We start from the raw sequence: 23,731 nt of genomic DNA, 5'->3' as shown, positions 1-23,731 counted from the left end.
TCATCCCCCGGATGCGCCAGCGTATGTCTGCGCAAACTATTTTTGGCAATGACTAATTGCTGATTAAACCGGTATTATTTTTTCTCTACTGCATGGCCGCCGAATTCATTGCGCTGTGCTGCCACGACTTTCCCTGCAAAGGTATCCTCTTCCAATGAGCGGTAGCGCATCATGAGCGACAAAGTGATGACCGGTGCCGGAACATTCAAGTCAAGCGCCGTCTCTACAGTCCATTTGCCTTCACCTGAAGAATTCATGACGCCTTTGATGCTTTCCAGTTTGGCGTCTTTTGAAAATGCGTTTTTCGTCATTTCCATCAAATACGAACTGATGATGGATCCGTGGTTCCAAACGTCAGCCACTTTTTCGTAATCAAAGTCGAACGGGCTTTTGTTGAGGATGTCAAACCCTTCTGCAATCGACTGCATCATGCCGTATTCAATGCCGTTGTGGATCATTTTCAGGAAATGTCCGCTGCCCGCTTCGCCTGTATACAAATAGCCATCCGGTACAGAAATATCCTTCAATAGCGGTTCGATGGTTTTGAATTTTTCTGCATCGCCGCCGATCATTGCACAAATCCCGTGGCGAGCTCCTTCAGTTCCTCCGCTCGTTCCGCAGTCAAAAAAGAAGAGGCCGTGCTCTTTCAAAGTCGCCGCCCGTCGCACTGTGTCTTTGTAGTTCGAATTTCCGCCATCAATGATGGTATCTCCTTCTTCAAGCAAAGGCATTAATTGTCCGATAACCGATTCGGTGATTTCGCCAGCCGGCACCATCAGCCAAAGCGTACGGGGAGCTTTCAGCTCTTTCACCATTTTTTCAATAGAAGAAGCTTGTGTGAAACCGCTTTCTTCGATTGCTGCGTAGCTGTCGTAACCGATAACTTTATGGCCATGATCCGTTAAATTCAGTGCCAAGTTCAATCCCATTTTGCCCAACCCAATAATTCCAATTTCCATTGTGGAATCCTCCTTCAGAATAAAAGAATTTTTTTCCTTATTTCGTCCATTGTATCAAATATTTTTCCGTGCGCAACATGTTAAAGTATAATAGATGAAAATACTTCCCGAGAAACGAGGCGCGGATCATGAAAGAACAGCAATTTGCGCTGGCTGCCATACGCGGTAGTTACCGCCATTTCAGTGAAAAAGAAAAAAAAATCGCCGATTATGTTTTGAACGATCCAAAAAATATCATTCATTTGACCATTAACCAGATTGCCGATGAGCTGGGGCTGGCTGAATCAACCGTCTTCCGCTTCTGCCAACGAATTGGTTTTAAGGGCTTCCAGGCTTTTAAGATTTCGCTCGCCGCAGAGGTTGTGGCTCCTTTAAAAGACATTCATGAAAAAATTGAAGAAGGCGACAGCATCAGTACTGTCACTGAAAAAGTATTCCGCTCCAATATCAAAACGCTTGAGGACACTCTTCAGATTGTTGATGCAGAAGCGATGAATTCGGCAATTGAAAAATTGATGAACGCCCGGAAAATTGATTTTTACGGAAATGGCGGTTCAGCCATGGTGGCCATGGACGGATACCATAAATTCATCCGCTTGGGTCTTCATGTTTCCATGAATCTTGATTCTCATGTGCAGCTGATGGCCGCTTCCCAGCTCCAGTCGGACGATGTAGCCATTGTCATCTCCCATTCCGGCTCCACCACTGATGTTCTGGATGTTTTAAAGGTCCTGAAGGAAAAAGGCGTCACCATCATTTGCGTCACCAATTTCGCCAAATCTCCTTTGTCCAAAGAAGCGGATATCGCCCTTTACACCCTGTCGGAAGAAACCGATTTCCGTTCTGAAGCCTTGTCTTCCCGCATCGCGCAGTTAAGTTTGATTGATGCGCTCTATACCAATCTGATGATCGCCCGCGGCAATGAAGGCAAGAAATCCCTTCAGGATATGCGTGAAGCAATGTCGCGCAAGCGGTTATAGCCGTGAAAAAGCTCGTTCCTACTATAAAGGAACGAGCTTTCAGACTGTAGACAAAGTCTATTCAAAATGAATAACAGTGTATAACTCCAACCGGACTGGCCACTTCGCTTTCCGTGGACTCAGCTTCAGCCTCCTCGTCACTGGAAAAACCATTGCTCCTGCATCGCTGCGCTAGCTTCGTCGCAAAGGAGTCTTCGTGGCCAGCCCGGTTGGAAGTGCCCCGCTTCAAAAAAGAGAGCAAGCTGGCCAGTCATATAAAAAACAGCTTAGATGAAACGAATCATCACGTGACTGAAGGATCCGAAGCGCAAGGCGGCGACTCCTGCGGAAGAACGGAGTGATGAGACCCCACAGGAGCTTGCGACGAGGAGGCTCAGCGCTTCGTCCGCGGAAAGCGTCCGCCTGGAGCGCAGGATCCGGTATAACGATGACCGATTAACTATTTACTCTTGAAATAATAGAATCATTCTTTTGTCTACAAGCCCAAAGCAGCGGACAGTCCGCTCACCTCTCTGAAATCTACTACCTATTAATTTCAGTCGGATAGTCGAGCTTTGCTCTTCCTTTGTCCACTAATGCATAAACCACCAGCGCACTGATGCACAGCATGCCCATGGATCCGCAAATGATCACCAACCGTATGGAAAAAAGCTCTGCCGCTACTCCCGCAAGCACCGTCAGGACGATCAGAAAGACAGCCTCCAGCAAACCGTACACACTGATAACTCTGCCCATTACCGCAACAGGAATATTGTCCTGAATATACGTCTGAAATCCGGTATTGGCGAAAGCCAAGAAAAAGGCCAGAACCAGGAATCCGGACGCTGCTCCTTCAAAGCCAGTGGAAACAGCATAAATCAGATAGCCCACTGCAGTAAGTACAGCCCCGCTTGCCATCAGAAAAGCGGCAGAGAATTGGTCTGCTCCTATCCAAACGACGATTGAACCGGCAATGATGCCAAGCCCGGCCAAACTGACCAATAGACCATACTGCTGCTCGGATAATCCTAAAACGGTAATGGAAAAAGCCGCTTCCAGCGAATCCAGTGCTGCTGTCATCACCAGAAAACTGCTGAAAACAAAGTACACGGCCATAACATTCAAGTTCTGATGACTAAACTCCTTGACGATTTGCCAGTCCACAAGCAATAAACGAAAGGCAAAAAGTTCGCTGGCAGGGTGCCCTTTCTCCAGATTCGGCAACAGCAAAGTAAGCAGCGCTGAAATCAGCAAGGCGGCCGCATTGATGTAGAGGGCAAAGCTGGGTGTTCCAATCAGGAACAGCAGTCCTGCTACAGCGGGGCCAATCAGAAAAGCGCCTGAATCCATCAGGCTTCTGAAAGAATTGAACCTTTTTCGTTGTGAAGGATTTAGAAGCATGGTGATATAGGTCGTTGAAGCCGGCTGAAAAATTGAGCTTCCCATTCCGATCAGAAAAACCATCAAGTAAATTGCAGGCAGTGAAGTGAAAAAAGGCAATGCACCGATTAACACGGCCCGAAAAACATCAAGAGCCACGAGAATCCTTCTTTTGTTCATTCGATCGATCAACGTGCCACCCCATAAATTTGTCAGCAATGCCGCTGCCGGATGCATCAAGTAAAGGCCCGCTACGGCCAAGGCCGATCCTCCTGTCATCTTCAGCACCAGCAGGTTCATGGCGATTAGGTAGATCCATGCTCCAATATTCGCTATTCCAATGACCATCAGCATAATCACTGGCGCTCTCCAGTTTTTCATCCTTCATTCCCCGCTCCCCTTTTTATTTGGAAAATAAAAAATCCCACCTCCAAGACCATTGTCTTGGAGGCGAGAATCGGTTTCGCGGTGCCATTCCAGTTGTTTCGATATGTCACCATATCGAACTCATCAAGTACGGCAGGCTCGCCTGCTTATACTTCAGCTCTGTAACAGGAGCTCCTGTCACACCATCCCCTTAAAAGCGGTTCCGATGTGCTGCTCAGAGTTTTGCTTCGGCCATTTCTTCTTGTTCCTTTTCAGCTTCCGGAACTCTCTGGAAAGAAGGCGATGGCCTACTCTTCTCTTCAACGCATTTTGTTTTTTATATCCTAGCATTTTGCCCAAAGTCTGTAAATGTTTTTTGAACTGGCCATATCCGGTTTCAGCTTCTGTTCATGGGGTATTCATGGCTATTAAGAAGATTATTTTTGGTTTCACGGAAGTCCGAATACCATATGTTTCACAAGAACCGACCACTTATCTTTATGGAGGATGAGAATAATGAAAGCCTTACAAGACACCACCACTTTGCACAACGGAGTCAACATGCCCTGGTTCGGTCTGGGTGTATTCAAAGTCAGTGAAGGGTCGGAAGTCATCGATGCAGTCCGAATGGCGATCATCAATGGCTACCGCAGCATCGATACAGCTGCCGCTTATGGCAATGAAGAAGGCGTTGGCCAAGGCATCCGTGAAGGATTGGCGGATGCCGGCATCACCAGAGAAGAACTTTTTGTCACTTCAAAAGTGTGGAATTCAGACCTTGATTACTACTCGACACTAGCTGCCTATGAAACCAGCCTGAAAAAACTGGGCTTGGATTACCTGGATCTGTATTTAATCCATTGGCCTGTTGAAGGGAAATACAAAGAAGCGTGGCGCGCCCTCGAAACCTTGTATAAGGAAGACCGTGTTAAAGCGATCGGCGTCAGTAATTTTCATACCCATCATTTAGAGGAATTACTGAAAGATGCGGAAATCACCCCGATGGTTGATCAGGTGGAGTACCATCCTTTCCTGACGCAAGCGGAATTGCACGATTTCTGCAAAGCTCATGATATTCAACTGGAAGCCTGGTCCCCATTGATGCAGGGCAAACTGCTGGATCATCCTGTGCTCGTGGAGATTGCTGCGAAAACTGAAAAAACAGTCGCACAGGTGATTCTGCGCTGGGATCTGCAGAACGGTGTCGTGACCATTCCCAAATCCATCAAAGAAGCCCGAATCATTCAAAACTCACAGGTCTTTGATTTTGAACTGACAGACGAAGACATGGAACGGATTTCGGCATTGAATGAAAACAAGCGTGTCGGACCGGATCCGGACAACTTCAATTTTTAACCTCAAGCAGGCAGCCCTCCATCAAGGCTGCCTGCTTTTACTGCTGCTTCAATAAATCATAAAACAGATTGAAAAAGCCGCCTTGAACCTGCAACGATTTTATCGAAAGGCTAAGCAGGTGTTTTGACACTCCTCCTTTCTCTGTTATAAGTTAATGAAGTAAATTCCGATAGATTTTATAAGAATTATTATTTCTTGAAAAAGGAGAGAGAAAATGAAAACTTTCTGGAAACGGTATCTCGATGCCTCATTAATTTTAAAAATCACGATTGCACTCATTCTCGGCATCGCTGTCGGCCTTATTTTTGGAGAGCAGGCTGCTGTTTTGGCGCCTTTCGGTGACTTATTGCTGAATCTGTTGACCTTCCTGATTATTCCTTTGATTCTTTTTACCATGATGGTCGGAATCAACCAATCCTCGATTGGGGATCTCGGACGTATGGGCGGTAAAGTATTCATTTACTACACCCTCAGTTCCGCCTTCGCCATTATTGTCGGTTTGGCCGTCGCCAGCTTCTTTCAGCCCGGAACCGGCATGCAGCTGCAGGGCAATGAAACTTTCGATGTCCCGGAAAACCCAGGGATTGTCAGTGTTCTGTTGAACATCGTCCCTTCCAACATCTTCACCGCTTTTACGGAACTTAATCTGCTCGGCATCATTTTCACTGCTTTCGCTTTTGGCATCGCGTTGTCCTATATGCGCCAATCCAGTGAATTTGAAAGCCTCGGCGACCATTTGTATAAAACCGTCACTGCATTGAATGAACTGACCTTGCTGGTTTTAAAGGCAGTTCTCCAGTATGTGCCGATCGGAATTTTCGCCATTATGGCAGAGACTGTCGGAAATCAGGGCTTCGATACACTATTGTCCCTTGGCGAAATGGTGCTCGTCCTCTACGTTGCCTTGATCGTCCAGATTTTGTTGTATACCTTGGTTCTGGTACTGTTCAAAGTCAAACCGGGACAGTTTTTCAAGCAGGCGCGCACACCGATGCTGACTGCCTTTGTTACTCAAAGCAGTTCCGGAACGCTGCCGCTGACGTTGACTGCCGCTAAAAACCTAGGGCTGTCCAAGAGCTTGTACGGCTTCAGCCTGCCGCTCGGCGCAACCATCAATATGGACGGAGCCGCCATCCGCATTGCCGTTTCAGCCGTCTTCGCTGCAAACCTCGTCGGAGATCCATTAAGCCTGTCCGAAATGCTGATGGTGGTATTGGTCGGAACGTTAGCTTCCATCGGTACGGCTGGCGTTCCGGGTGCCGGAATTGTCATGATCGCGACGGTATTCGTCCAACTGGGATTGCCGATGGAAGCTGTGGCATTGCTGACCGCCATCGATGCATTGGTTGGAATGGGCTGTACAGCATTGAACGTAACCGGTGATTTGGTGGGAACCACTGTGATCGACCAAAACGAAAAGAAACGAAAAACTGCATGACTCTGAAAAAGGCTGCCCTTCCGGCAGCCTTTTTTGAGGTTCATGTATTCTTTCAACTTGTTCTGACAAACGCATTTCGCTATCCTGTTAAGTAACACACCAAAGGAGATGGCTTTATTGACGACAATTGGGTTGGTACGGCATGGCATCACGGATTGGAACATACAAGGCATCGCGCAAGGGTCAGCGGATATTCCGTTGAATGAAACCGGCAGACAGCAAGCCGAGGCGCTTGCAGAACGGCTGTCGAGAGAAGAGGATTGGGATCTGATCATCTCGAGTGATTTGTCCCGTGCCAAAGAGACAGCGGAAATCATCGGCAAAAAGCTTCATTTTCCGGTCAGCCATTTTGACACGCGGCTTCGTGAACGAAGCGGCGGCAAAATTGAAGGCACAACGGAAAAAGAACGTCTGGAAAAATGGGGAGCCGATTGGCGCGAACTTGATTTGGCAATGGAAAGCCGAGAAGAGGCAGCCGATCGCGGACTGGCATGCATTGAAGATATACTGGAAAATTTCAGCGGACAGCGTGTACTGATTGTCAGCCACGGAGCGTTGATCGGCTTGACGTTAAAAAAACTTATGCCGGAGAAGTTCCAGGAAACTTCCATGGACAATACGTCCATCACGATTTTAAAAAATGCCGAAAGCCAGTGGAATTGCTCATTATATAATTGCACCGTCCATTTGCAGAAAAGCGAAAGTTATTGATTACTGGCATAAGCTGCCGCTTCGTCTATATTCACTTTCCAGGAAACCACTGTCGTGCTGTCGCGGACGTGGTTTTTTTGAATTTTGGCTAGTAAGCCAGCGACGCCCGCTGCGGTATCGGTATCTTTGCACTCCTGCCAGATACTTTCGGGTTCAGCAAATATCCCCCCTGGGCACTCTACCAACCCGTCTGTCGTCAGCAAGATCTGGTTTTCGCCTTGCCGCAACTCCCTGGTTCCGCTGCTGTAGCATGGAGCTTCTTGCGCAAAGGTATTCACTTGGCCGACCCATTCATAGAAGTGGCGTTGATTTAGTTGGTATTGCCCAAAAGCGGCCAGTTCGGGATGAAAAAGGTATAACAGGCAATCGCCGACAGAAAACCAGTAGAGGTACTTCCCTTTCCTGACTACTATCAAACAAGCTGTTTCGCCTTGCACCTGCCGGCAATCTTCTTTAAAGCTATCCTCCTGAAACAACTGCAACAGAACGTTTTCAATACCTTTGAACAAGCTAACACTGACCTTACCCGACAGTAGAGAAGCGATTTGTTTTTTATGATTTTCAACTTGACTGATGACTAATTCGGCACTTTGGGCAGAATTATGCGCATCCAGAACCATCACGAACTCCCAGTCTTCTTTATCTTCCAACCAAATCAGACAGCCGTCTTCATTTTTAGACTGGCCGGCAGCCGAGTTTCCACCGAATCGGCCAAGTACCATATGTCCCAAAGGCAGTATGTCCATTTGGTCGATATATGTATGCTCACTGCCGATCCAACTGAACTGCTTTCTTTGTTTCACCATGTCATAACCCCATTCCTCAATATTCTTTCAATTATAATCAACATTAATCAAATTGAGTAGAGAAAGAAGATGGACACTGCCAGTACACACATCCATCTGGAGAATGTGATAAAATTTATATCAGTGAAAAACAAAATACAATCTGAAAAGGAGAGGTTCTTAATGTATGTAGTAACCAACCGCATTAAAATGAAAAAAGGATTTGCAGAAAAGATGGCTCCTAACTTCACTCGTCCAGGTGCTTTGCAGGAAATGGAAGGCTTCGTTAAAGTTGAAGCGACCATCACTCAGAACTTGGAAGAACACGATGAATTGAACGTCAATATGTATTGGGAGAACCTTGAGAGCTTTGAAGCTTGGAAATCAAGTGACGCTTTCAAACAATCCCATAAGCGTCCGGAAGAAAACTCCAATGAACCACCAAAAGAATCTCCAATGCTTGGCAGTGAATTGGTCATCGCTAAAGTGGCTTCTACTATCGAAGCTACACCGAAAAAGCAAGCATAAGAAATGAATTGCTTTAAACTTTAATGTAAAAACAGGCACTTTTCCCGTTATCGGGAAAGTGCCTGTTTTGATGTTCACTTTTAAAATGAGACAGTGTTCAATTGATCTTTTTTTATTCGACCGAGACGCCTTCGGCTTTTTCCCAGCCGTTCTTTTGTTGTCTGCCAACCAGCAGATGGTATAAAACCACGCTGGCAGCAAGCATGGCCGCTATCAATAAATACATTCCCCTAAATCCGACAAGCGGCGTGATGAACCCGAGTGCAAACGGTCCAAAACCGATGCCGATGTCCACAAAAATATAGAAAGTGGAGGTTGCCAGCCCCATTCGATGTGCGGGCGATAGCTTAATCGCCAAGGCTTGAGAACTGGACTGCAATGTACCGTATCCAAGACCAATAAATACGCCTGCAAGGAGCAGAATGATCCCGCTATGTGCTTGGCTCAATAGTACCATGCCAATGGCATAAGCGATGATTGCCGGATACATCACAATATTGACGCCTTTAACGTCAAATAAGCGGCCCGTAAACGGTCTGGACAGGATTACCACCACAGCGTAGACAATAAAAAATAGGCTTGCGGCTTCGACAAGATCTATTTCCTTGGCATAAAAAGTCAGATAGGAGAGTACACTTGAATAGCCCAAGGCCATGACAAAACTGATGATTGAAATCGGGACAGCTTTTGGTTCCAGAAAATTGGACAATTTAAGTCCTTTCATTTCTTTCATTTGTTCAGCGGTTAATACAAGCCGCGGAATATTCATGAACAATGCAGCAAGCAAAGTGACAAGCGCCAGCACACTACAAATAATGAAATTGGCTTCTGCCGAAATACGGTCCGTGATCAATAGACCGATAAACGGTCCGATTGCAGAGGCGATGATGATGCTGACGCCGTAATACCCTGTCCCTTCCCCACGTCTGGAATTGGGAATCAGGCTAGCGGCTATCGTGCCTGTAGCTGTAGAAGCCAGTGCAAAGGCGATGCCGTGGAAGAGGCGGATAAACAAGAGCAAGGCCAAACTGTTGATGAGGAAATACAGCAGCGTCAGTACTAGAAACGCAGCCAAGCCGATAAACAACAGTTTTTTTCTTCCTATCCGTTCAATAGCTGATCCTCCGAACAGCCGGCCCATCAATGCACCGACCACAAAAATACTGGAAGCCAAACCGGCCATACTGGTGGAGGCATTAAACTCCCCTTTTGCATAAACCGGAATGATGACTACCAATAAATAAAAACTTAAAAACAATAAGAAGTTCACGCCAAAAACAAGCAGAAAATCTTTTGTCCATAATGGCTCTTTTTTCTGTTCCATTTTTCTTACTCACCCATCTCCATATGATTTCTAGACAATTGTTGTCTATTATCGAAGTAAATTAGTTACCCAAGATAACTAATTATTATACAGGGTTATTAACAAAAGTACAGAAGCTTTCACTTTCTTTATGATTTAAAACGTTGTTTCAGCCCCTATCTTTTGATATGGTTACCCTTGATAACAAACGTCATCAACATTATAAAGAGGTGTTTTTCATTAAAGCTTTTCAAGAGTTTTTTCATCAATTTCTTTTGCTGTCCCGGCCCTTTGAACATCATTTGAATAACGAACTTGGCAAGCATGGGCTCTACCGGGCTCAATGGTCAATTTTGTATTATATAGCCAATAATGACTCTGCAACGTTAGTGGAGCTTGCGCATTACCAACGGATTGAAAAACCGACCGTGACGCGTACCGTAACCCGTTTGGAAGAGCAAGGTTACTTAGAGCATATCCCTGGCAAAGACAGACGTGAAAAACGGATGCAGCTCACCGCCCACGGCAAAAAAGTATATGCGGAAGTCCGTGTCACAATCGATCAATTTGAAAAAGAAATTCTGTCTCATATTCCCGAAGAAGATCAACTTGCCGGGATTGAGATGATGAAAACCATACGCATGAATTTAATCAGCAGGGAGAATTCCAAATGAATAAAAACAATCCTCCTTTATGGACAAAAGACTTTATCGTCACTGCTTTAGTGAATTTTTTCTTAGTTCTCATCTTCTATCTATTGATGGTCACAATCGCCGTCTATGCCGTTGAGGAATATGGGGCTTCGACAAGTGAAGCCGGCCTCGTCACCGGAATTTTCATTCTGGGTGCTTTAGCAGGAAGGCTGATTATCGGCCGTACGATCGACAAGATCGGCCGCAAGCAGACCTTGGTCATGGGCCTTGCGTTATTCACTTTGACTACGTTCTTCTATTTCCTGAATTTTGGACTTCCTTTCCTGATGCTCAACCGCTTCCTTCACGGAATGACGTTGGGGATGGCCAGCACGGCCGCCGGAACCATCGTTGCTCAGATCATTCCAATGAGACGCAAAGGCGAAGGCATCGGTTATTTCAGCCTCAGTTCGACTTTAGCCACAGCTTTTGGACCCTTCATCGGGTTAATGATGAGCCAGCACAGCAGCTACCAAATGATTTTCTCTTTATGTTTGGTGCTGGGTGTCGTCAGCCTGGCCGTATCTTTGTTTGTCTATGTACCGCCGGTTATTGCACCGCCTGTGACTGACGAAACGAAAGGGTTTAAGATTTCTGATTACATCGAACCGAAAGCTGTACCGATTGCACTCGTTTGTCTGGCCATCGCCCTTTGCTATTCCAGCGTTCTCTCCTTTATCAACTTCTTTGCGATGGAAGAAGATTTAGTGCAGGCAGCCAGTTACTTTTTCCTTGTTTATGCCATTGCGATCTTGGTTTCCCGACCATTTACCGGCCGGCTGATGGATCTGAAAGGCGCAAACTTCGTGATGTATCCCGCTTTCGCCATTTTTGCAGCTGGACTTTTCCTGTTGAGCATCACCAGCAGCAGTGCTGGCTTATTGGTTGCCGGTGCTTTGATTGGTTTGGGCTTCGGCAATATGCAATCGACGACGCAAGCAGTCGCGGTCAAGCTGACGCCGCCTCACCGCATGGGGCTTGCCACTTCGACTTTCTTTATCTCAATGGACGCCGGGCTCGGCTTCGGCCCGTACCTGCTGGGCTTTGTGATTCCGTTGATCGGTTACAGTTCGCTTTATGGCATTCTGGGCTTTGCGGTACTTGCAACTGCTGTCTTGTATTATTTGATGCACGGCAAAAAAGAACGCGCAGAAGCAGCGGCATTGGTTTAGAAATAAAAAATGGCCATCAATTCACCTAAGAATTGATGGCAATTTCTATATCTTATTTTACTGTTGCATACTGTTAATAATCCGGCTTATTTATCGGATCAGTTACTCCTCTTCTTCTTCAGCTTTCTCAGCAATCGCCTTGGTCTCATGCACAGTGCCATGAGGATGTTCCGGCGGTGCGTAAATGGAGTATATTTTTAATGGTTGATCGCCTTTGTTTGTGACGTTATGCCACTTTCCGGCTGGAATCATGATGGCGTAATCGTCTTCAGCATTTTCTTCAAAGGTCAGGTTGTCTTCGCTGTCCCCCATTTGGACAAAGCCTTTTCCAGCTTCAATCCGCAGAAATTGGTCGCCTTCATGGACTTCCAGGCCGATGTCATCCCCCACTTCAATGCTCATGACGGTAACCTGCAGGTTCTTGCCTGTCCATAGAGCAGTACGGAATGTGTCATTCTGCTTGGTCGCCTCTTCGATATTCACCACAAACGATTCTGCTCCATAATCTTTTAATTCCATAGCCTATTCCTCCTCCGAATTATCTTCACAGCCTTCTATACCTCAGTCTCAGCCGTCTCAAACTATCCGGAAAAGTTCTTTGCTATACCAATAACTGCTTGACCAATTCCTTATTGCGCTTTTTGAACACTTCATTATGGGAAGACACCATGGCGATTCTATTCGCATCCGGCTGGATGTAGTGCTTGGCTTTATTGACTGCGTTCGCTGCATCCTGGAATGTTCCGGCAATCAGGTTCAATTTGCCTTCGTGCTGCAGAATGTCACCCGCTGCAAACAAGCCTTCGACTGATGATTCGCTGCTCGGTGTACCAGCGATGTAATAATCATCAGCAATTTCAATATTCAACGGACTGTTGCCGAGCAGACTGATGTCGCGTTCGTAGCCGTGGTTAATGATCATCTCGTCAATCGGCAGCACTTGCTTTTCGTTCGTTTCCTGATGCGTCAATTCGACGAATTCAATGGCATCCCGGTCATCCGAAGCGATCAACCGCGTAATATTGGTGTGGAGGCAGCAGATGGCAGAGCCGTTCATCAGCTGCGTCACTTGCGCTTCATGTCCTGCAAGCTCAGGCTTGCGGTAGGTGACGTATACTTGCTTGGCGATCGGTTCCAATTCATTTGCCCAGTCGATAGCAGAGTTTCCGCCGCCTGAAATCAAGACCGTTTTGCCTTTGAATCGTTCCAGTGATTTGACGGTGTAATTCAGATTCGATACTTCAAAACGCTCCGCTCCTTCAATCTGCAATTTTTGCGGATTCAGGATGCCTCCACCGACAGCGACGATCACCGTTTTTGATAAATGCACTTCACCGGAAGAACCGATCAGTTCAAAGATGCCTTCTTCATTTTTTGCAATGGACTCAACTTTTTCATTCAATACGACTTCCGGGTGGAATGTCAGCCCTTGTGCAACCAATTGGTCAATGAGCTTAGCTCCTTGAATCGGCGGCTGTCCCCCAACGTCCCAAATCATTTTTTCCGGGTAGACATGGATTTTGCCGCCCAATTCCGGCTGAAACTCGATAATTTTCGTTTTCATTTCACGTAAACCACTATAAAAAGCCGAATACAATCCTGCTGGGCCCCCACCTATAATTGTTACATCAAAAAGCTCTTTTTCCCCCATCTATCTTCACTCCTGTCCATCCATATTTTTATTGACAATAAAAATAATTAGTCTTATAGTATTGATTGTACTGAAATTGAGAATCATTATCAATGAAAAAGAGTATAAATTTAGAAAAGGAGGTTTTTGGATGGTGCGTTTATTCACCGAGGAGCTGAATATCAGTTATGGGGACCGGCTGATTGTCAAAGATTTGACGGTCCAAATTCCGGACAAGAAAATTACGACAATCATCGGTTCCAACGGCTGCGGCAAATCGACGCTGTTAAAAGCGATTACTCGGGTGATCTCGCATCAATCCGGATCCGTGGTATTGGATGGCAGCAATATTGCTCAGGAAAATACGAAATCCCTGGCGAAGAAAATGGCCATCCTCCCACAAACGCCTGACAGTGCCGCCGGATTGACGGTTGGCGAACTGGTTTCTTATGGCCGCTTCCCTTACCAGAAAGGTTTTGGCCGTTTGTCCAAGAAGGATTACGAAATCATCAATTGGGCACTCGATGTCACCGGGACGCAATTCTTTAAATACCACCCCGTTGACGCATTATCCGGCGGACAGCGCCAGCGGGTCTGGATTGCGATGGCATTGGCACAGGAAACAGAAATGATTTTCCTGGATGAACCGACGACCTACCTGGATATGGCCCACCAGCTGGAAATTCTGGAACTGCTGCAGCAACTCAACCGTGAACAGGAACGGACCATCATTATGGTGCTCCATGACCTGAACCAGGCAGCGCGTTTTGCCGACCACATCATCGCGATGAAAGACGGCCAGATCGTCAAAGCGGGCAATTGCCACGAAGTCATTACACAACCTGTATTGAAAGAAGTTTTCCGGATCGATGCAGAAATCGGCTTGGATCCGCGTACACAAAAACCGATGTGCACAACCTATAACTTAATCAGAGGAGTCTAACCGACATGAAAAAATTATTCTTGCCTTTCTTCCTATTAACATTGCTGCTGATCCTGGGTGCCTGCAATTCTGAGTCAACCACTGAAGACGCAGACGCTGCAGAAGCTGACAAAGCACCTGAAACCATTACATACGAATCTGAAAACGGCCCTGTTGAAGTGCCTGCAGATCCACAGCGCGTCATCGTGCTGTCCACTTATGGCGGTGACGTCATGTCCTTGGATGTTCCTTTAGTGGGCGTCGATTCATGGTCTAAAAACAACCCGCGTTTCGAAGAACAACTGAAAAACGTGGAAGAAGTAGCTGACACAGACCTTGAAAAAATCATCGAATTGGAACCTGACTTGATTCTTGGCGGTTCGACCATCAACAATATCGACAAATTGAAAGAAATCGCACCAACTGTCACGTTCACTTACGGCAAATTGGGCTACTTGGACCAACACTTGGAAATCGGTAAAGTGTTGAACAAAGAAAAAGAAGCACAGGCATGGATTACAGATTTCCAGGAACGCTCACAGCAAGCGGGTGAAGACATCCGTGCGAAAATCGGTGAAGACGCAACCGTCTCTGTTATTGAGAACTTCGACAAGCAATTGTATGTATTCGGAGATAACTGGGGACGCGGAACTGAAATCCTTTACCAGGAAATGAAATTGAAAATGCCTGCAAAAGTGGAAGAAATGGCTTTAGCGGACGGTTATTATATGCTTTCCCAGGAAGTCTTGCCGGAATATATGGGTGACTATGTCATCTTCAGCAAAGACAGCACACAGGACAACTCATTCCAAGAAACCGACCTGTACAAAAACACACCCGCAGCTAAAAACGGCCAAATTTTTGAAGCCAATGCTAAAGAGTTCTACTTCAATGACCCGATTACATTGGAATACCAATTGGAATTCTTCATTGAAAACTTTTTAGGCGAGTAACCAGCTGCTTTACGTTAAATCTGGTTTGCAACTCCTTTAGAATTGGATTTAAAAGGAATAAACCTAACAAAAACTAAACTTCTATACCAAAGAAGAGGAATTCTGATTTTAGAATTCCTCTTTTATTCTCAGGAAAAGATGATGATGAATGAGCCCTAAAGTTTCCTTTCCCATTAAATTTATTTTAAGCCTGCTCCTGCTAGTGCTGACACTGGTCATTTCCTTGATTTTTGGAGCGGCGGATATCAGTCTGAAAGAAGTAGGGCTGGCGTTATTTTCAACCAGCTCCAGTGACGGCATTGGGGTCATTCGGGAGATCCGGCTACCGCGCGAAATTGCCGCCATCTTTGTCGGCGCTGCTCTTGCTGTATCTGGTGCGATGATGCAGGGCATGACCCGCAATCCGCTGGCTGACCCGGGTCTTCTCGGTTTGACTGCAGGTGCTAACGCGGCGTTAGCCTTCACGTTGGCATTCATTCCGGCTGCCAATTATTTCGGCATCATGGTTGCCTGCTTTATCGGAGCAGCAGCCGGTGCCGCTTTGGTGTTCGGTATCGGTGCCGCAAAAAAAGGCGGATTCTCGCCTTTCCGGATTGTTCTTGCCGGTGCGGCCATCTCAGCCTTCCTGACAGCGATTGCTGAAGGAATCGGCCTGTATTTCAATATTTCAAAAAACGTTTCCCAATGGACAGCCGGCGGATTGATCGGCACTTCTTGGGGCCAGCTGCAGGTAGTGGTTCCGTTTATCGCCGCCTCTTTGGTGATTGCGTTGCTGCTGTCTCGCCAGCTGACCATCCTCAGCTTAAGTGAAGAAGCCGCCATCGGCCTCGGCCAAAAAACAGCCCAAATCAAAGCAGTTCTTTTTGTCATCATTACGCTGTTGGCGGGGGCTGCCGTTGCACTTGCCGGCAATATGGCGTTTATCGGCTTAATGATTCCACATGTGGTCCGGGCAATCGTCGGAACTGACTACCGTTTTATCATCCCCATGTCAGCAGTGGCAGGAGCGATTTTCATGCTGCTGGCTGACCTGATTGGCCGGACGATCAATGCACCGTTTGAAACACCGGTAGCAGCGATTATTGCAATCATCGGTTTGCCGTTCTTCCTGATCATTGTCCGTAAAGGAGGCAAAGCATTCGCATGATGCACCCAAGCTTACGTAAAAAACAACGAATTTCGTATTATTCATTGCTGGCATTGATTTTAGTGACAGCAATTGCCAGCATGGGGCTTGGCTACTCCCCTATCTCCTATGATCGATTGGTGCCGGCTATTCTTGGCCAAGGCACATTTAAAGAAGAATTTATTCTGTTTTCCATCCGGCTTCCGCGCATTTTGATCACGCTTCTGGCCGGGATGGCACTGGCTTTGTCGGGTGCGATTTTGCAGAGCGTAACGCGAAATGACCTGGCAGACCCGGGAATCATCGGCATCAATTCCGGTGCCGGTGTCGCCATTGCGGTTTTCTTCTTGTTCATTCCGGTAGAGGCTGGATCTTTTGTCTATTTGATGCCAATCGTGGCATTTTGCGGAGCCCTTGCGACCGCTGCATTGATTTATGCCTTTTCTTACTCCCGCACCACCGGCTTGCAGCCGATCCGCCTTGTGCTTGTGGGAATCGGGTTTTCCATGGCCTTGTCGGGAATCATGATTGTCTTGATTTCTTCAGCGGAACCAGAAAAAGTCGATTTTATCGCCAATTGGCTGGCCGGCAATATTTGGGGAGCCGATTGGCCGTTTATTGTGGCCATCCTACCTTGGCTGCTGGTGCTCATTCCGTTCACTTTGTACAAAGCCAATCGGATGAACGTCCTCGGCCTCAGTGATCCTGTTGCTGTCGGCATCGGCGTATCCATTGAGAAAGAGCGGGTCGTCCTTTTGCTGGCGGCTGTCGCGCTGGCGGCGTCCGCTGTGTCAGTCACGGGCGGAATCGCCTTCATTGGCCTGATGGCTCCGCATATCGCCAAATCGATTGTCGGTCCACGCCATCAGCTGTTCTTGCCGCTTGCCATCCTGATCGGCGGCTGGCTGCTGCTGCTGGCGGATACCGTCGGCCGGAACCTGCTCGAGCCTTCCGGAATCCCAGCAGGCATCATGGCTGCATTGATCGGAGCTCCATATTTCATTTACTTGCTGTTGAAAAAATAACAGACAAAAACACAGTCAGCCTCTTCACGGAGCTGACTGTGTTTTTATTTGCCCAGAAGCAGAAATTACGCGCTTTCCACTGAGCGAATCCATTCTATTTTAATAGCGTTTGTCCAGTTGTTGAAATTATGTGTAAAGCTGGCTTCTTTTTCATTTAACACTTGTGCATTGCAGACCACGGTTTCGTTGTTTATATGCAACTTCACTTCGTACCGGCCGGGCGCCGGCAAAGAGTAGAATGGCAGAAGCCCGTTTTTGGGACACCAATTGACTGCATAGAATTTCCCCAGTAATTTCTGGAGGACCGAAATATTTCCTTTCGCCAACGCCTGGCGAATACGGGTGGAACTGATTTTCTCTCCATTGTATTCCATCAGTTCGATGACAGATACGCCGAAATGCCCTTCGCCCTGCTTCTGCAATGTATTCGTGCAGCCGCTTCCTTTGGAGCCATAATGGAAATCCACACCGCAAACCACGTGGATAGCATTCAAACCAATCAAAAAACGTTGGACAAAATCAGCAGACGCCAAACCTGCAATGTCACGGTCAAAATGAACCAGGAATAAAGTATCGACACCAAGCTCTTCAAGCACCGCCTGCTTTTCTTCAAGCGGCATCAAATATTGAAACGGCTTATCCGGATCTCCAATAACCGTTTTCGGATGAGGGAAAAAACTCATGACCGCTGTCGGCACTCCGTTTTTGCCAGCCAGCTGTTTCGCTCTTTCAATCACGGATAAATGGCCTTTATGCAAACCATCAAAAAAGCCAATTGCAAACACTTGCTGCTGAAATTGATTTTGCCATTGTGCCATGTTTTGACTTGTTAAATGAATTGTTTGCATAAAAAACCCTCCCGCTTAATTTTTTACTGCCAGCCCTTGCGCTACATCATAGATTAAGTCTTCCTGTCCGCCCACTGCCTTCATGCGGCCCAGCTCCACCAGAATGTCGCGTTCATCGACGCCAAAGCGCTTGGCGGCAACGTTGGTATGCAGCAGAAAACTGGAGTAGACGCCGGAATAACCCATCACCAGGCTCGACCCGGTGATTTCCTGCGGCCGTGGCATGAACGGCGCCACTGTATCGTTTGCCACATCCATGATTTTATAGAGATCAATGCCCGTTTGGTAACCGAGTCGCTCCAGAACCGCAACCATTACTTCCGTCTGCGTATTTCCGCTGCCGGCCCCCAAAGCCCGCAGGCTGCCATCGATATAAGTGGCACCCGCCTTGACTGCCGCAACGGTATTCGCCATGGCCATCGACAGGTTGTTGTGTCCATGGAAACCGATTTCGCAGCCGACGGATTGCTTTAATGCCGAAATGCGATCGGTGACATCTTGAGGAAGCATGTAACCGGCGGAATCGGTTACGTAAATGACTTCGGCGCCGTAGCTTTCAAATAGTTTTGCCTGTTCCACAATTTTTTCGACACTCGCCATATGCGCCATCATCAGGAACCCGACTGTTTTCAAACCCAGCTCACGCCCTAAAGCAATATGCTGAGCCGCAACGTCCGCCTCTGTGACGTGAGTCGCCACCCGGACCATTTTCGCACCAGCTTTGACCGCATTCTGCAGGTCGCCTTTAACGCCGATGCCTGGAATCAGCAGGACCGATACCTCAGCCTGTGTGCATTCATCTGCCGCTGCTTCGATCAACTTCAATTCATCATGTGCAGACAAGCCGTACTGCAAAGACGAGCCGCCGAGCCCGTCGCCATGGGATACTTCAAAATAGCGGATGCCCGCTGCATCCAGCCCACGGGCCGTTTCACGCACTTGTGTTGGAGTAAAGGCATGAGACATCGCATGGCTTCCATCACGGAGTGTTACGTCTAATAGTTCAAATGATTTCTTGTCCATTTGTTCCTCTCCTTACGCGTTTGCCGCTATTAACTCTCTTGCCATTTCATTGGCTACTTTGGCAGCTGCAGCCGTCATGATATCCAAGTTGCCCGAATAGGCCGGGAAGAAATCCCCTGCTCCTTCCACTTCCAAGAAGACCGATACCCGCTGTCCATCAAATTGCGGTGTGCCGCGCAAGCGATAGCCGGGAACATATTCCTGAACCTCTTTCACCATCTTCTCGATCGAAGCTACAACTTCCGCCTCTTCAAAACCTTTATCTTTAATCAAAGCATTGACTGTATCCCGCATGATTACTGGGGGTTCTGCCGGATTTAAGATAATGATGGCTTTTCCTTTCGCTGCTCCGCCAACCGCTTCAATGGCACGGGCTGTCGTATGCGTAAACTCATCAATATTGGCCCGTGTTCCGGGACCTGCACTCTTGCTGGCAACTGTCGCCACGATTTCAGCGTATTCTACAGGCGCTACACGGCTGATGGCGTAAACCATCGGAATCGTTGCCTGCCCGCCGCATGTCACCATGTTGACGTTTTCTGATGCAAAGTTCGCTTTTAGATTCACAGGAGGAACGGTAAATGGTCCGATTGCCGCCGGCGTCAAATCAATGACTTTCTTGCCGGCTGCGGTCAGCCGATCGCTATGTGCCTGATGCGCATATGCACTTGTCGCATCAAAAACGATATCCACCAAATCGATCTGCTCCATCAGTCCGTCAATGCCTGTGGAAATTGTCGTATAGCCTGCATCCTTGGCACGTTTCAGCCCTTCAGAATCCGGGTCGATACCAACCATGACGCTCATTTCCAAAGAGTCGCACCGTTCGATTTTATACATCAAATCCGTCCCGATATTTCCGGAACCGATGATGCCCACTTTTAATTTACTCATTTTTTCACCTCTGCCGGTTGAAATGAAATGCTGACTTCGCCCAGTTCACCAAAATCCGCCTTGAAGCTGTCGCCGTTTGTGAATGGCAGCGCTTTTGACAAGGCTCCCGATAAGACGAACATGCCAGGCTGAATGCTGATGTCATAGCGGCTCACTTCATTGGCCAACCAGACGACAGCGTTCAACGGATTTCCCAATACCGCATCGCTGTTTGCCGTGTCGATGCAGTCATCGTTTTTGTATACCGACATCCCGACGTTGGCGATATCAATCTCTGACAGGGATGTTCGTTGCGAACCCAATACTGCGCCTGCCGACGAGCCGTTGTCTGCTACGGTGTCTTCGAATTTAATGCGCCAATCTGCTATCCGGCTGTCGATGATTTCAATGGACGGAACCACGTAATCCGTCGCCTCAATGACATCCTCTACTGTCACATTCGGACCTTTCAAGGTTTTTTTGAAGACAAATGCGATTTCAAATTCCACTTTAGGTTGGATAAATCGCTCGGGATCCACTCTATCCGCTTCCGGAAAAACCATGCTGTCCAGAATAAATCCGTAATCCGGCGTGTGGACGTTCAGCATTTCCTGCATCACTTTACTCGTTAAGCCGATTTTCAGCCCTTTGACAATGGCTCCTTCACTTACTTTTTGCTGTATTTGATGCAGCTGGATGCGATAAGCATCATCAGCTGTTATCTGTGCTTCGCTTTCAGTTAATGGAGCAATGGGCTGTTTGAACAGCTCTGCATCCAGCAACTTTCGTGCGATTGTCTGAATTTCCATTAGCTCACCTGCTTATAATTTATTTGCTTCTAGTGTTTTTACTTCACAATACTGCCCGCTGAAGAAGAGCAATGGATTTTTATCCTGTAATTTGATGTCTGTCACTCTTCCAATGAATAAAGTATGGTCGCCTTCTTCATAAACTGAAGCCACATCACATGTTACTTGCGCCACCGCACCTTCAATCACCGGCAGTCCATCCAAAGAAGCAAACTGGACTTCACCTTGCGGCTTCCCAGCAAAATGTTTGGACATCAGTTCCTGATCCTCGGCTAAGATATTGACTGCAAAACGCTGAGATTGTGTTACTTTCTCCAAAAAGCGTGCACGATGTCCGACTGAAATGACTACTAATTTAGGATCCAGAGATACCGACATAAAAGCATTTGCCGTCATTCCATGAACGTCCCCTTCGTGAGCTGTGGTCAGCACTGTCACCCCAGTTGCGAATTTGCCCATTGCTTGTCTGAATAACAAATCGTCCATTTTACATTCTCCTTTATACTGTGATATGGTAACGTGGCTACATTCTTGTAACCGCTTACTTCTTATTTCTGGGTGTTGACACTCCATAGAATTTAGTATTTACTGAATTGAAAATCTTACACCTTGAGAATAGCATTTAAAAAAATCTGAAAATACAATCAACTAATAGCAATTTTTGCTGAATTTTAGTTTAAAATGTTTAAAAGGTTTTTTAGTATAGTTATTTATCTGAAAATCGGAAGTTGATGTCCAGCCACAAACTCCGATTCTTATTTCTATGTCCCGGTAAATGAATTTGCATCTGATGAGGGGGAAATTACTATGAATCCTAAAGAACTGCACTTGAAAGATGTCTTTGATTCAACTAAAGAAACCATTATCACGGAATTATATGATCGGGTCATCACCATTCCGATCGAAGCCAGAACCGCCTTGAAAAAAGAACTCTTTGCCGTCATCGGGAAAGATCGGACGAAAGGCGTTTTTACCCGCTACGGGTGGCATTGCGGGGTAGGTGATGGAGAAAAATCCAAGCTATTCAAATGGGAAAACGTCTGGGAAGCCGTATATGCCGGCCCAAAATTCCATAAGCTGCACGGTTATCTGGATAAAGTGGAAATTCTGGAGATGCGCATCGACAAGGAACAACTGGAGTTTATTGAAGTACTGTGGGTCAATACATTCGAAGCAGAACAACATTTGAAAGCGCATCCAACAAGTGAGGTGCCGGTCTGCCATACGTTATGTGGCTATGCGAGTGGCTATCTGTCGACAGTTCTTGGCCAGCCAGTATTAGTAAAAGAGATTGAATGCCGCGCTATGGGGCATGAACAATGCAAATGCATTTGCATGCCAATTGAAAAATGGGGAGACGAAATCTCCAGTGAACAGGATTATTATCAGGCTACCAGCATGATCAATGAACTCGATGAAATGACGGAAAAACTTAAAACTGAACGCGACCACTTGAACAAAGCCAACGATATCCATCAACAATTGATCGAGGAATTGCTATCCAAGCAAGGCATCCAAAAGATTGTTGATATTCTATTTGAAACTACGGGTTTGACGGCATTTATTGAAAATGAAAATCACCATGTCCTTGTCCATGCCGGCCATCTGGAGGAACCGCTTGATTTGCAGAAGTTTGCTTCAAAGCAGACCACCTTCTCTCCTTATTCAAAAGATTTTTCCTTATTGCGGACACCTATTTTCTACGAGCAGCAGATAAAAGGCTATTGTTCATTTGTATATCCAAATGAAGAGAAGCCGAACGACCTCGATTATCTGATTATCGAGAAAGCAGGATTGACCTCTTCGATTATTCTGCTGAATGAAAATATCAAGATCAATACGGAACAAAACATCAAACGAAGCTTTTTGAATGATCTTTTGGAAAGCCGGTTAACGGAAGAAGAAATGTACAAAGTTTCCTATTACCTGAATTTCGATTCCTCTTCCTCCTATTGGATGTTGGCGATTGATCGAAACAAAAAAGATCAGGAAAATGAAATTGAGTTTAACGAAGAACTGATCCGTTATATCAATTTGTTTTTGAATGAGCGGAATATCAATACGATTGTTTCGCAGAAGCTCGATAAGATCATTGTGCTGATTGAGTATCCATCCTTTGAGAATTTGAATATGAGCCAGGAGAAATTCATCGACCAATTATTGAAACACTGTCTGCACCGATTTGCCAGCTACCGTTTCTGCATTGGCGTCAGCACAGTGATTCAGGATTTCATGGACATCACTATGCTCTATAAAGAAACCTTGGCTGCTCTGCGCTCCACCAATGAACAATCCACTATTTCATACTTTAAGCAATTAGGCATCGAAAGTGTCCTGTTCCAAATACAGGACGAAGTATTGATTGACCGGTTTGTAGATCAGCATATCGGAAAACTGTTATCGATAGACGTTGAGTTCGATTTGATCCGGACGCTTTACGCATACATCGACAATGGCAACAGCATCAACAACACTGCCAAAAAATTATCGATGTCCATCAGCGGATTGCGTTACCGGCTAGCCAAAATCAGTGAAATCCTTCAACAGGACCTGACTGACACCCAGGCTGTGTTTTCGATTTACTTAGCCATCAATATTCTAAAATCTAAAGGGAATATCCGTATTTAAACCCCTAAGCCTTGCCCCAGATAACACTCGGGGCAAGGTTTTTTTTATGTTACCATCATCTTTATTCTAAATTATCTGATAATATAATTATATCAATAAAGTATAATTTTTCATCAAAATCTTTAAAAACCTATTTAATTAATTTTTTTTCGGCTTTAATAATTTTAATTTATATATTAAAAAACCATTTAGATGAATACGTTTCAAAACCTCTATATTTTCCATAGCTTTCATACCTACTTTCA

At 46.3% G+C, this 23,731-nt stretch carries 22 protein-coding genes, 1 pseudogene and 1 other annotated feature; of the genes and pseudogenes, 12 read left to right on the top strand and 11 right to left on the bottom strand.

The window, feature by feature from the left end; genetic code table 11:
- Positions 1–74 precede the first annotated feature (74 nt).
- On the bottom strand, positions 75–959 hold the full coding sequence (gnd, locus tag QMA01_RS08145; RefSeq protein ID WP_191714634.1) for a phosphogluconate dehydrogenase (NAD(+)-dependent, decarboxylating): 885 nt from the start codon (positions 957–959) through the stop codon (positions 75–77).
- Positions 960–1,087: 128 nt separating this feature from the next.
- Here gnd and QMA01_RS08140 point away from each other — a divergent pair, with 128 nt between their 5' ends.
- Complete coding sequence (locus QMA01_RS08140; RefSeq protein ID WP_290214719.1) at positions 1,088–1,939, top strand: MurR/RpiR family transcriptional regulator; 852 nt, start codon at positions 1,088–1,090, stop codon at positions 1,937–1,939.
- Positions 1,940–2,461: 522 nt separating this feature from the next.
- Here QMA01_RS08140 and QMA01_RS08135 read toward each other — a convergent pair.
- The gene (locus QMA01_RS08135; protein ID WP_290214718.1) at positions 2,462–3,679 is read right to left on the bottom strand and encodes an MFS transporter; all 1,218 of its coding nucleotides are present in this window, start codon (positions 3,677–3,679) and stop codon (positions 2,462–2,464) included.
- A 62-nt stretch (positions 3,680–3,741) separates the two neighbouring features.
- Positions 3,742–3,997: a binding site (T-box leader), on the bottom strand.
- Between the two features lie 180 nt (positions 3,998–4,177).
- Here QMA01_RS08135 and QMA01_RS08130 point away from each other — a divergent pair.
- The 3 genes from QMA01_RS08130 (at position 4,178) to QMA01_RS08120 (ending at position 7,169) form a co-directional block, all read left to right on the top strand.
- Positions 4,178–5,020, top strand: coding sequence for an aldo/keto reductase (locus QMA01_RS08130; RefSeq protein WP_290214983.1), 843 nt, complete (start codon positions 4,178–4,180; stop codon positions 5,018–5,020).
- Positions 5,021–5,234: 214 nt separating this feature from the next.
- Positions 5,235–6,458, top strand: coding sequence for a dicarboxylate/amino acid:cation symporter (locus QMA01_RS08125; protein ID WP_290214717.1), 1,224 nt, complete (start codon positions 5,235–5,237; stop codon positions 6,456–6,458).
- Between the two features lie 117 nt (positions 6,459–6,575).
- Entirely contained in the window at positions 6,576–7,169 is a 594-nt protein-coding gene (locus QMA01_RS08120; RefSeq protein WP_290214716.1) for a histidine phosphatase family protein, read from the top strand.
- On the opposite strand, the gene QMA01_RS08115 is transcribed toward QMA01_RS08120, so the two are convergent.
- Positions 7,163–7,975, bottom strand: coding sequence for a protein phosphatase 2C domain-containing protein (locus QMA01_RS08115; RefSeq protein ID WP_203340314.1), 813 nt, complete (start codon positions 7,973–7,975; stop codon positions 7,163–7,165). The two genes, QMA01_RS08120 and QMA01_RS08115, sit on opposite strands and share 7 nt — an antisense overlap.
- Before the next feature lie 162 nt (positions 7,976–8,137).
- On the opposite strand from QMA01_RS08115, the gene QMA01_RS08110 reads away from it, so the two are divergent.
- Positions 8,138–8,482, top strand: coding sequence for a heme oxygenase (locus QMA01_RS08110; protein WP_191714627.1), 345 nt, complete (start codon positions 8,138–8,140; stop codon positions 8,480–8,482).
- A 112-nt stretch (positions 8,483–8,594) separates the two neighbouring features.
- Here QMA01_RS08110 and QMA01_RS08105 read toward each other — a convergent pair whose 3' ends face one another.
- Positions 8,595–9,806 (bottom strand): MFS transporter, encoded by a 1,212-nt coding sequence (locus tag QMA01_RS08105; RefSeq protein WP_290214715.1) that lies wholly within the window; start codon positions 9,804–9,806, stop codon positions 8,595–8,597.
- A gap of 281 nt (positions 9,807–10,087) precedes the next feature.
- On the opposite strand from QMA01_RS08105, the gene QMA01_RS08100 reads away from it, so the two are divergent.
- Together QMA01_RS08100 and QMA01_RS08095 are read left to right on the top strand one after the other, a co-directional pair.
- Positions 10,088–10,459: a MarR family winged helix-turn-helix transcriptional regulator gene (locus tag QMA01_RS08100; protein WP_301610963.1), complete on the top strand. Its 372-nt coding sequence runs from the start codon at positions 10,088–10,090 to the stop codon at positions 10,457–10,459.
- A complete protein-coding gene (locus QMA01_RS08095) occupies positions 10,456–11,649 on the top strand; it encodes an MFS transporter (protein WP_290214714.1) in 1,194 nt (397 codons plus the stop codon). Before QMA01_RS08100 ends, QMA01_RS08095 begins: the two co-directional genes overlap by 4 nt.
- A gap of 102 nt (positions 11,650–11,751) precedes the next feature.
- Here the strand turns inward: QMA01_RS08095 and QMA01_RS08090 are convergent.
- Both QMA01_RS08090 and QMA01_RS08085 read right to left on the bottom strand, forming a co-directional pair.
- Positions 11,752–12,168 (bottom strand): annotated as a pseudogene (locus QMA01_RS08090) (cupin domain-containing protein); the annotation flags it as partial.
- 82 nt (positions 12,169–12,250) lie between these two features.
- Positions 12,251–13,300, bottom strand: a complete 1,050-nt coding sequence (locus QMA01_RS08085; protein ID WP_290214713.1) for an NAD(P)/FAD-dependent oxidoreductase — start codon at positions 13,298–13,300, stop codon at positions 12,251–12,253.
- Positions 13,301–13,430: 130 nt separating this feature from the next.
- Here QMA01_RS08085 and QMA01_RS08080 point away from each other — a divergent pair, with 130 nt between their 5' ends.
- From QMA01_RS08080 to QMA01_RS08065, 4 genes are all read left to right on the top strand, one after another.
- A complete protein-coding gene (locus QMA01_RS08080; RefSeq protein WP_191714622.1) occupies positions 13,431–14,222 on the top strand; it encodes an ABC transporter ATP-binding protein in 792 nt (263 codons plus the stop codon).
- A gap of 5 nt (positions 14,223–14,227) precedes the next feature.
- Entirely contained in the window at positions 14,228–15,154 is a 927-nt protein-coding gene (locus QMA01_RS08075; protein WP_203340318.1) for an iron-hydroxamate ABC transporter substrate-binding protein, read from the top strand.
- A gap of 148 nt (positions 15,155–15,302) precedes the next feature.
- Positions 15,303–16,301 (top strand): FecCD family ABC transporter permease, encoded by a 999-nt coding sequence (locus QMA01_RS08070; RefSeq protein WP_203340319.1) that lies wholly within the window; start codon positions 15,303–15,305, stop codon positions 16,299–16,301.
- Positions 16,298–17,305 (top strand): FecCD family ABC transporter permease, encoded by a 1,008-nt coding sequence (locus QMA01_RS08065; protein ID WP_290214712.1) that lies wholly within the window; start codon positions 16,298–16,300, stop codon positions 17,303–17,305. Before QMA01_RS08070 ends, QMA01_RS08065 begins: the two co-directional genes overlap by 4 nt.
- 65 nt (positions 17,306–17,370) lie before the next feature.
- Here the strand turns inward: QMA01_RS08065 and QMA01_RS08060 are convergent, their stop codons facing one another.
- The 5 genes from QMA01_RS08060 to QMA01_RS08040 are packed head-to-tail and all read right to left on the bottom strand — an operon-like array spanning position 17,371 to position 21,344.
- Positions 17,371–18,153: an FAD synthetase family protein gene (locus tag QMA01_RS08060; protein ID WP_290183616.1), complete on the bottom strand. Its 783-nt coding sequence runs from the start codon at positions 18,151–18,153 to the stop codon at positions 17,371–17,373.
- Between the two features lie 15 nt (positions 18,154–18,168).
- Entirely contained in the window at positions 18,169–19,176 is a 1,008-nt protein-coding gene (gene dmpG / locus QMA01_RS08055; RefSeq protein ID WP_290214711.1) for a 4-hydroxy-2-oxovalerate aldolase, read from the bottom strand.
- 12 nt (positions 19,177–19,188) lie between these two features.
- Positions 19,189–20,070 carry an acetaldehyde dehydrogenase (acetylating) gene (locus QMA01_RS08050; protein WP_290183614.1) on the bottom strand — a complete coding sequence of 294 codons (882 nt, stop codon included), beginning with the start codon at positions 20,068–20,070 and terminating at the stop codon, positions 19,189–19,191.
- On the bottom strand, positions 20,067–20,858 hold the full coding sequence (locus QMA01_RS08045) for a 2-keto-4-pentenoate hydratase (protein ID WP_290183613.1): 792 nt from the start codon (positions 20,856–20,858) through the stop codon (positions 20,067–20,069). The genes QMA01_RS08050 and QMA01_RS08045 overlap by 4 nt, the downstream gene beginning before the upstream one ends.
- Positions 20,859–20,870: 12 nt before the next feature.
- On the bottom strand, positions 20,871–21,344 hold the full coding sequence (locus QMA01_RS08040; protein ID WP_290183612.1) for a flavin reductase family protein: 474 nt from the start codon (positions 21,342–21,344) through the stop codon (positions 20,871–20,873).
- A gap of 321 nt (positions 21,345–21,665) precedes the next feature.
- On the opposite strand from QMA01_RS08040, the gene QMA01_RS08035 reads away from it, so the two are divergent.
- Entirely contained in the window at positions 21,666–23,486 is a 1,821-nt protein-coding gene (locus QMA01_RS08035; protein WP_290214710.1) for a helix-turn-helix domain-containing protein, read from the top strand.
- The last annotated feature ends 245 nt before the right edge of the window (positions 23,487–23,731 follow it).

This window comes from Planococcus notacanthi (assembly GCF_030407825.1).
GTDB lineage: Bacteria > Bacillota > Bacilli > Bacillales_A > Planococcaceae > Planococcus > Planococcus notacanthi.
Note: the sequence above shows the minus strand (reverse complement) of the source record. Positions and strands in the feature narration are given on the sequence as shown.

Bases quoted from the DNA above. Each gene is read 5' to 3' on its own strand.
- dmpG (WP_290214711.1), bottom strand. From the start codon at position 19,176: ATGGACAAGAAATCATTTGAACTATTAGACGTAACACTCCGTGATGGA.
- QMA01_RS08045 (WP_290183613.1), bottom strand. From the start codon at position 20,858: ATGGAAATTCAGACAATCGCACGAAAGTTGCTGGATGCAGAGCTGTTC.
- QMA01_RS08060 (WP_290183616.1), bottom strand. From the start codon at position 18,153: ATGCAAACAATTCATTTAACAAGTCAAAACATGGCACAATGGCAAAAT.
- gnd (WP_191714634.1), bottom strand. From the start codon at position 959: ATGGAAATTGGAATTATTGGGTTGGGCAAAATGGGATTGAACTTGGCA.
- QMA01_RS08110 (WP_191714627.1), top strand. From the start codon at position 8,138: ATGTATGTAGTAACCAACCGCATTAAAATGAAAAAAGGATTTGCAGAA.
- QMA01_RS08070 (WP_203340319.1), top strand. From the start codon at position 15,303: ATGAGCCCTAAAGTTTCCTTTCCCATTAAATTTATTTTAAGCCTGCTC.
- QMA01_RS08135 (WP_290214718.1), bottom strand. From the start codon at position 3,679: ATGAAAAACTGGAGAGCGCCAGTGATTATGCTGATGGTCATTGGAATA.
- QMA01_RS08065 (WP_290214712.1), top strand. From the start codon at position 16,298: ATGATGCACCCAAGCTTACGTAAAAAACAACGAATTTCGTATTATTCA.
- QMA01_RS08140 (WP_290214719.1), top strand. From the start codon at position 1,088: ATGAAAGAACAGCAATTTGCGCTGGCTGCCATACGCGGTAGTTACCGC.
- QMA01_RS08095 (WP_290214714.1), top strand. From the start codon at position 10,456: ATGAATAAAAACAATCCTCCTTTATGGACAAAAGACTTTATCGTCACT.
- QMA01_RS08105 (WP_290214715.1), bottom strand. From the start codon at position 9,806: ATGGAACAGAAAAAAGAGCCATTATGGACAAAAGATTTTCTGCTTGTT.
- QMA01_RS08050 (WP_290183614.1), bottom strand. From the start codon at position 20,070: ATGAGTAAATTAAAAGTGGGCATCATCGGTTCCGGAAATATCGGGACG.
- QMA01_RS08085 (WP_290214713.1), bottom strand. From the start codon at position 13,300: ATGGGGGAAAAAGAGCTTTTTGATGTAACAATTATAGGTGGGGGCCCA.
- QMA01_RS08125 (WP_290214717.1), top strand. From the start codon at position 5,235: ATGAAAACTTTCTGGAAACGGTATCTCGATGCCTCATTAATTTTAAAA.
- QMA01_RS08075 (WP_203340318.1), top strand. From the start codon at position 14,228: ATGAAAAAATTATTCTTGCCTTTCTTCCTATTAACATTGCTGCTGATC.
- QMA01_RS08040 (WP_290183612.1), bottom strand. From the start codon at position 21,344: ATGGACGATTTGTTATTCAGACAAGCAATGGGCAAATTCGCAACTGGG.
- QMA01_RS08035 (WP_290214710.1), top strand. From the start codon at position 21,666: ATGAATCCTAAAGAACTGCACTTGAAAGATGTCTTTGATTCAACTAAA.
- QMA01_RS08115 (WP_203340314.1), bottom strand. From the start codon at position 7,975: ATGGTGAAACAAAGAAAGCAGTTCAGTTGGATCGGCAGTGAGCATACA.
- QMA01_RS08080 (WP_191714622.1), top strand. From the start codon at position 13,431: ATGGTGCGTTTATTCACCGAGGAGCTGAATATCAGTTATGGGGACCGG.